General features: G+C 72.0%; 9 protein-coding genes. 7 read left to right on the top strand and 2 right to left on the bottom strand.

All coding sequences use genetic code 11. The annotated features are described in order from the left end of the window. The 7 genes from ABZT49_RS03175 to ABZT49_RS03145 all read left to right on the top strand — a co-directional run. Positions 1 to 1,044 (top strand): AAA family ATPase (locus tag ABZT49_RS03175; RefSeq protein ID WP_355282928.1); only part of this gene is annotated, 1,044 nt, incomplete at its 5' end. Between the two features lie 16 nt (positions 1,045 to 1,060). Continuing rightward, entirely contained in the window at positions 1,061 to 1,312 is a 252-nt protein-coding gene (locus ABZT49_RS03170; RefSeq protein WP_355282926.1) for a hypothetical protein, read from the top strand. Then, a complete protein-coding gene (locus ABZT49_RS03165; RefSeq protein WP_355282923.1) occupies positions 1,287 to 1,736 on the top strand; it encodes a hypothetical protein in 450 nt (149 codons plus the stop codon). The genes ABZT49_RS03170 and ABZT49_RS03165 overlap by 26 nt, the downstream gene beginning before the upstream one ends. A gap of 81 nt (positions 1,737 to 1,817) precedes the next feature. Then, positions 1,818 to 2,192: a hypothetical protein gene (locus ABZT49_RS03160; protein WP_355282920.1), complete on the top strand. Its 375-nt coding sequence runs from the start codon at positions 1,818 to 1,820 to the stop codon at positions 2,190 to 2,192. After that, positions 2,189 to 2,437, top strand: a complete 249-nt coding sequence (locus ABZT49_RS03155) for a hypothetical protein (RefSeq protein ID WP_355282917.1) — start codon at positions 2,189 to 2,191, stop codon at positions 2,435 to 2,437. The genes ABZT49_RS03160 and ABZT49_RS03155 overlap by 4 nt, the downstream gene beginning before the upstream one ends. Further along, entirely contained in the window at positions 2,434 to 2,850 is a 417-nt protein-coding gene (locus ABZT49_RS03150; RefSeq protein ID WP_355282914.1) for a hypothetical protein, read from the top strand. The genes ABZT49_RS03155 and ABZT49_RS03150 overlap by 4 nt, the downstream gene beginning before the upstream one ends. 25 nt (positions 2,851 to 2,875) lie before the next feature. After that, a complete protein-coding gene (locus tag ABZT49_RS03145) occupies positions 2,876 to 3,319 on the top strand; it encodes a hypothetical protein (protein ID WP_355282911.1) in 444 nt (147 codons plus the stop codon). A gap of 323 nt (positions 3,320 to 3,642) precedes the next feature. Here the strand turns inward: ABZT49_RS03145 and ABZT49_RS03140 are convergent, their stop codons facing one another. Both ABZT49_RS03140 and ABZT49_RS03135 read right to left on the bottom strand, forming a co-directional pair. Further along, positions 3,643 to 4,236, bottom strand: a complete 594-nt coding sequence (locus ABZT49_RS03140) for a hypothetical protein (protein ID WP_355282908.1) — start codon at positions 4,234 to 4,236, stop codon at positions 3,643 to 3,645. A gap of 37 nt (positions 4,237 to 4,273) precedes the next feature. Further along, a partial coding sequence (locus tag ABZT49_RS03135) for a dATP/dGTP diphosphohydrolase domain-containing protein (RefSeq protein WP_355282905.1) occupies positions 4,274 to 4,626 on the bottom strand: 353 nt, incomplete at its 5' end.

The following is a 4,626-nucleotide window of genomic DNA, read 5'->3' as shown; positions in this document are numbered from 1 at the left end:
ATCGTGCCGGCCGCGAAGACGGCGGTCGCGCCCCTCGACGAGGAGGAGCGGCTCGACCTGGAGGAGGACCGTGCCGGCATCGTGCGCTGGCGCCAGGGTCCCCCGCCGCGGCCGCGTCCCAAGACCGAGCCGGTCGCCAAGGCGGCGGAGCCCGTCGGTCCCGGCGTCGTCATCTTCCCGGCGAGCGTCCTCGACGCCCACGCGACCGCCGAGGGCAAGCGGGACGTCAAGACGGCGCTCGGCGCGGCCCTCGACAAGCCGCTAGCGCTGACGCCGGTCCCGGCGGACTGGAACGCCTGGGAGGCGGCGCGCCTCGCGACTTCCCCGTGGGCCGGCGACGCCTTCCGGGCGATCCGCGAGGGCCAGGCTGGCCGGACCCACGTCGGCCGCGACGTCGTCTGCTTCGTCGGTCCCGCGGGCGCCGGGAAGTCGACGCTCGGCCGGGACGTCGCCGAGAGCCTGGGCGTGCCGTTCGCGCGCTACCAGGCAGACAGTTCGGCCGAGAACAGCTTCTCGGGCACGAACGCCCGCTGGACGACCAAGCACCTCTCCTTCGTGGAGCAGGCGATGGCGCGGCACCGGCATGCCAGCCCGATGGTCATGGTCGAGGAGCTTTGCAAGGCTTCTGGGACCAGGCGTTCGAACGGTGGGACGCTCCACGACTGCCTCCACGGCATGTGGGAGCCGGAGACCGCCCGCGCCTGGCACAGTGTCTTCCTCCTCCATCCGGTGTCGCTGGAGCACGTCCCCTTCATCGCCACGGCGAACAGCCTGGACGGCCTGCCTTCGAGCCTGCTCGACCGGATGCGGATCGTGCGGGTACCCGAGCCCGGTCCGGAGCACCTCGGCGTCTTGGCGCCCCGGCTCGCCCGGGCGGTCTGCCGGGATACCGGGCAGGACGAGCGCTTCGGCGAGCTCGACGGCGACGAGCTCTCGGCGCTGGCCGACGCTTGGCGGGGTGGCTCGATCCGCCGCCTGCGCCGCTTGGTGGAAGTCTGTCTCCGGAGCCGCGAGAGCGGCCCCGCGGCGATGCCCCGCCACTAGCCCTCCGGAGGCCATCATGACGACGACCTTCGGCCTGGACGCCGTCCAGGAACGCCTCCGCGCGGCCGCTCGCGACCGCACGGCTTCCCTTCTCGTCCTCGGCGCCGTCGGCATCGAGATCCAGCGCATGCGGGACGACGTCCGCGCCGGCCGGGCCCGCGAGGACGACCTGATCCACGACGCCGGCGTCATGCTCGGCGCCGCCCTGTCCACTCCCTACCGCCACCACAAGGAGAACCGCGATGTCCGCAACACGTCCTTCCTCTGAGACCACGCCGCCCCTCACCGACGAGCAGCTCATCTGGCGCGCGGCCTTCTGCGCCATTTCGCGGATCGACCTCGCCATGCGCGCCGGCCGTCACCCGCGCAGGGCCGCCAACAAGGCCTTCAACCGCCTCGGGGAGATCCCCCGCGAGGTCACCGCAGGCACGCTCCACCCGGCCATCGCGGCGCTCGAACTGCTCCGCGTCGAGCTTAGGCTCAAGCGCCTCGACATCCAGCCGGCGGCACCGGCGGCAGAGGCGGCAGTGGCCGTCGCCGAGGTTCCGTCGGGCGAAGAGTGGGAGCCGGGCGACCCCATCCTCCACCCCTACGACCCCAACCCGCCGGTGATCGTGCCCTTGGACATCGACTACACGCCCGAGGATTGGGCCGCCATCAGGAAGGCCAGGGAGGCCCGCAATGCCGGCTGACGCCGTCCCCGCGCGAATAGCGCGCCTCCCCCGGCCGTCCCTGGCCGGGGCTCCCGTCCCTCTCCTCCCGGAACGCCCGCCATGACCGAGCAGCCGTCACCCGTGCACGTGTATTTCAACCGCCACCTGAAGTTGTGGTCGATCCGCCGTAGCGGCATCGTCATCGGCCACGCGTCGTCCGTCGCCCTGTCCGGGTGCGCCCTGCACGCCGGCGAGAGCGCCCGCCAGAGGTGCGTCAGCACCGGTCAGAGGGACGTCCACGCCTGGATCAAGGGCACCCTGGCCGAGGGCGCCCGGCCCGGCGACGCCATCCGGATCGGCTACAGGCCCGCGCAGCCGGGCTTCCGCCGCCGCGACACGGACGAGATCGTCGTCGCTGCCAGCGCCGTCTCGTTCGAGCCGGACGGCTCGGCCTGGGCACTCGCCCCCACCCCTTCCATGGAGCTTCATTCGTGACAGACCTCACCCTTATCGCGGTCGCCGACCGCATCCACGCCGCATGGGAGGCCGGCGAGATCTGCTCTCTCATCGGGCGTGGCGCCCGGGCGCGCGTCCTGCGGGCCGCCCGTCTCGTCGAGGCCGGGCTTCTGCCGCTCGACGAGGCCCATCGCGTCGCGGCGCGCGCTTGGTCCCTCGCCATGGGCGTCGAGCCCCTCCCGGCGCCGCCCGTCGGCGACGATGCTTCGGAGGCGCTGTCGTGATCGCAACCCGATTCCTCATCGCTCTCCTCGCCCTCGCCGCGGCCATCCCCGCCCAGGCCGCCGAGGCACCGTTCCCTTCGCGCGGCGACATCTGGCGCTACGGCGTGCAGGCGCCCGGGGGCCGCGGCGTCACGCGCTACGCCACGGTCGAGGCCACGCCGGCGGGCGCGTCGTGGACCGTGACGGTGACGTGCGGCACGCACGACGCCCGCACCGGCCGCATCCTGACGCGCCACGTCGGCCAGGGCACGAGCGAGCGCGGCCGCGGCCCCGGCCTCGGCGGCACTTACCTCGTCGACGGCCGCCGGGAGAACTTCATCATCACCCTGCGGGGCGCCGAGCTCGACCTTCCGGCGCAGTTCACCGACAGCCGCTGCGCCTCGGGCGTGGGCCAGCTTTCGACGGGCGACTGAGCCCCCCTTCCATGGAGACCCTGTCGTGATCGCCACCCTCTTCGACCACGTCCTCGTCCGCACGGTCGTCATCCCCGCCATCGCCGCGGGCTACGCCGCCACCATCCCGCCGAAGGAGAAGCCTTTCCCGCAGACCGGCGACCGCTTCTTCCTGTCCGTGCGCGGGCCCGTCGTCGGCGGCCGCGTGGGATTCGCCCGGGTCTACGCCTCGCCCGTCGGCCGAGACGGCTGGACGACGACCGTGACGTGCGGGAGCGTGGACCAGCGCGGCCGCGAGACAATCCAGCTTCAGGCCCCCGGGGAGGCGTGGCGCGACCGGTCGGGCGAGCTCGGGGGCTCCTGGTCACCCCTGGGCGGCGGGCAGATGCGTGTGTGGAGCGTGACCCGCCAGGACGGCCTCGACGTGACGGTGGCGATGGCCGGGCCGTGCCCCTCGACGGGTACTGGCGACGTCTCGTCGGGCGACTGAGGCCCTCGTGCCCTGGCGCTAGGCCGGGGATGCGCGATCATGCCCGGCGGAAGACCTGCCATGGATCGGACGTTCGCGACGACGCTGGCGCTGTGCGCCCTCGGGCTGGCGGTGACGACGTGGGCCGCCGTGCGCACGCCGCGTGTCGGGGTGAGCATCACGCGATGCTCCCGCGTGCGCAGCCCGCAAGGGTCAACGGGGTTTCGGACCCGTCGGTGACGTTTTTCGTGACGCGGACCGTGGCGCCCTGACGCACCGCCCCAACGATTTCACCAACAGGGTGTGGGCGATCCCGTTGGTTAAATGGCGTCTGCTGTTGGGGTTCAGACCCTGGGCACGCGCCAGGGCGAGATGTCCGACGTCCTTCCCCGCGGCTTGTTCGCATGCCGGTACGGGAACTCGGCCTTCCGTTCCTGCAGCGCCTCCCAGACCGGGTCGGTGATGCCGAAGGGAACGGCGAAGTAGTCCACCTCGCGATTGCTGGCGAGCATCCTGACGTAGCCCAGGGAGTACAGCAGCGAGGCGTGGCCGCAGTCCGGCGTGTTCTCGAAAGTCCGCTGGTTATGGTGAAGCAAGTGCTCGAAGATCAATCTCTCCCGGTCGCTCAGGTTCGGGATGTAGCTGATGAACTCGCGCTTCTGCTTGGCGTCGCGCTTCTTGAGCAGGTGGTTCCGGTAGAGCGGCTTCACGAACCAGACGACCGCCCGGTACCCGGCGCCAAGGAGCAGGCCGGCGGCCAGGGAGCCGGACAGCAAGCCGACGACCGCGATGATCAGCGCCGCGACCGCGGGCATCTCCATCGGGAGTTGCCCGATTCGGTTGAGGTAGAGCGTCGCCGCGGCGAAGGCGGCGAGGCCAAGGAAGGTCGGGATGCCGGCCTTGAGGAAGTCGAGCCACTTGGCGTCGGGCAGGTTCATGGCGCCAAAGTAGGAGGGGCATCGCCCAGTTGCGATCTCAGCCGGCGGCGAGTTCCACAGGTTTCACGACCGGCATGCTGGACGCGTCGTAGCCCTTGAGGAGGCGGACGGTCTCGGGGCTGACCCGGCGCCCGTCGAGGAAGGCGCCGGCGTCGATGGCGTCGAGCAGGATCGCGCAGCAGGCCCGGATGTGCGCGAGGTGGGAGACGCCCGACTGCTCGTCGAGGTCCTCCCCCGCGGCCCATAGCGTCAGGTGCCGCTCGATGGCGCCGACGTAAGTCTCGGCGTCGATGGGGTCGTCCCGCCAGTTCCAGCGCCCGTACGCCTTGGCCGGGCAATCGGCGCCAAGGCCGAGCACCGCCGCCTCCTGCACCAGGGCGACGCGGGGGA

It is taken from the genome of Methylobacterium sp. EM32, from assembly GCF_040593685.1.
Classification (GTDB): Bacteria; Pseudomonadota; Alphaproteobacteria; order Rhizobiales; family Beijerinckiaceae; genus Methylobacterium.
The sequence above is the reverse complement of the archived record's forward strand: the minus strand, read 5'-3'. Positions and strand labels throughout refer to the sequence as shown.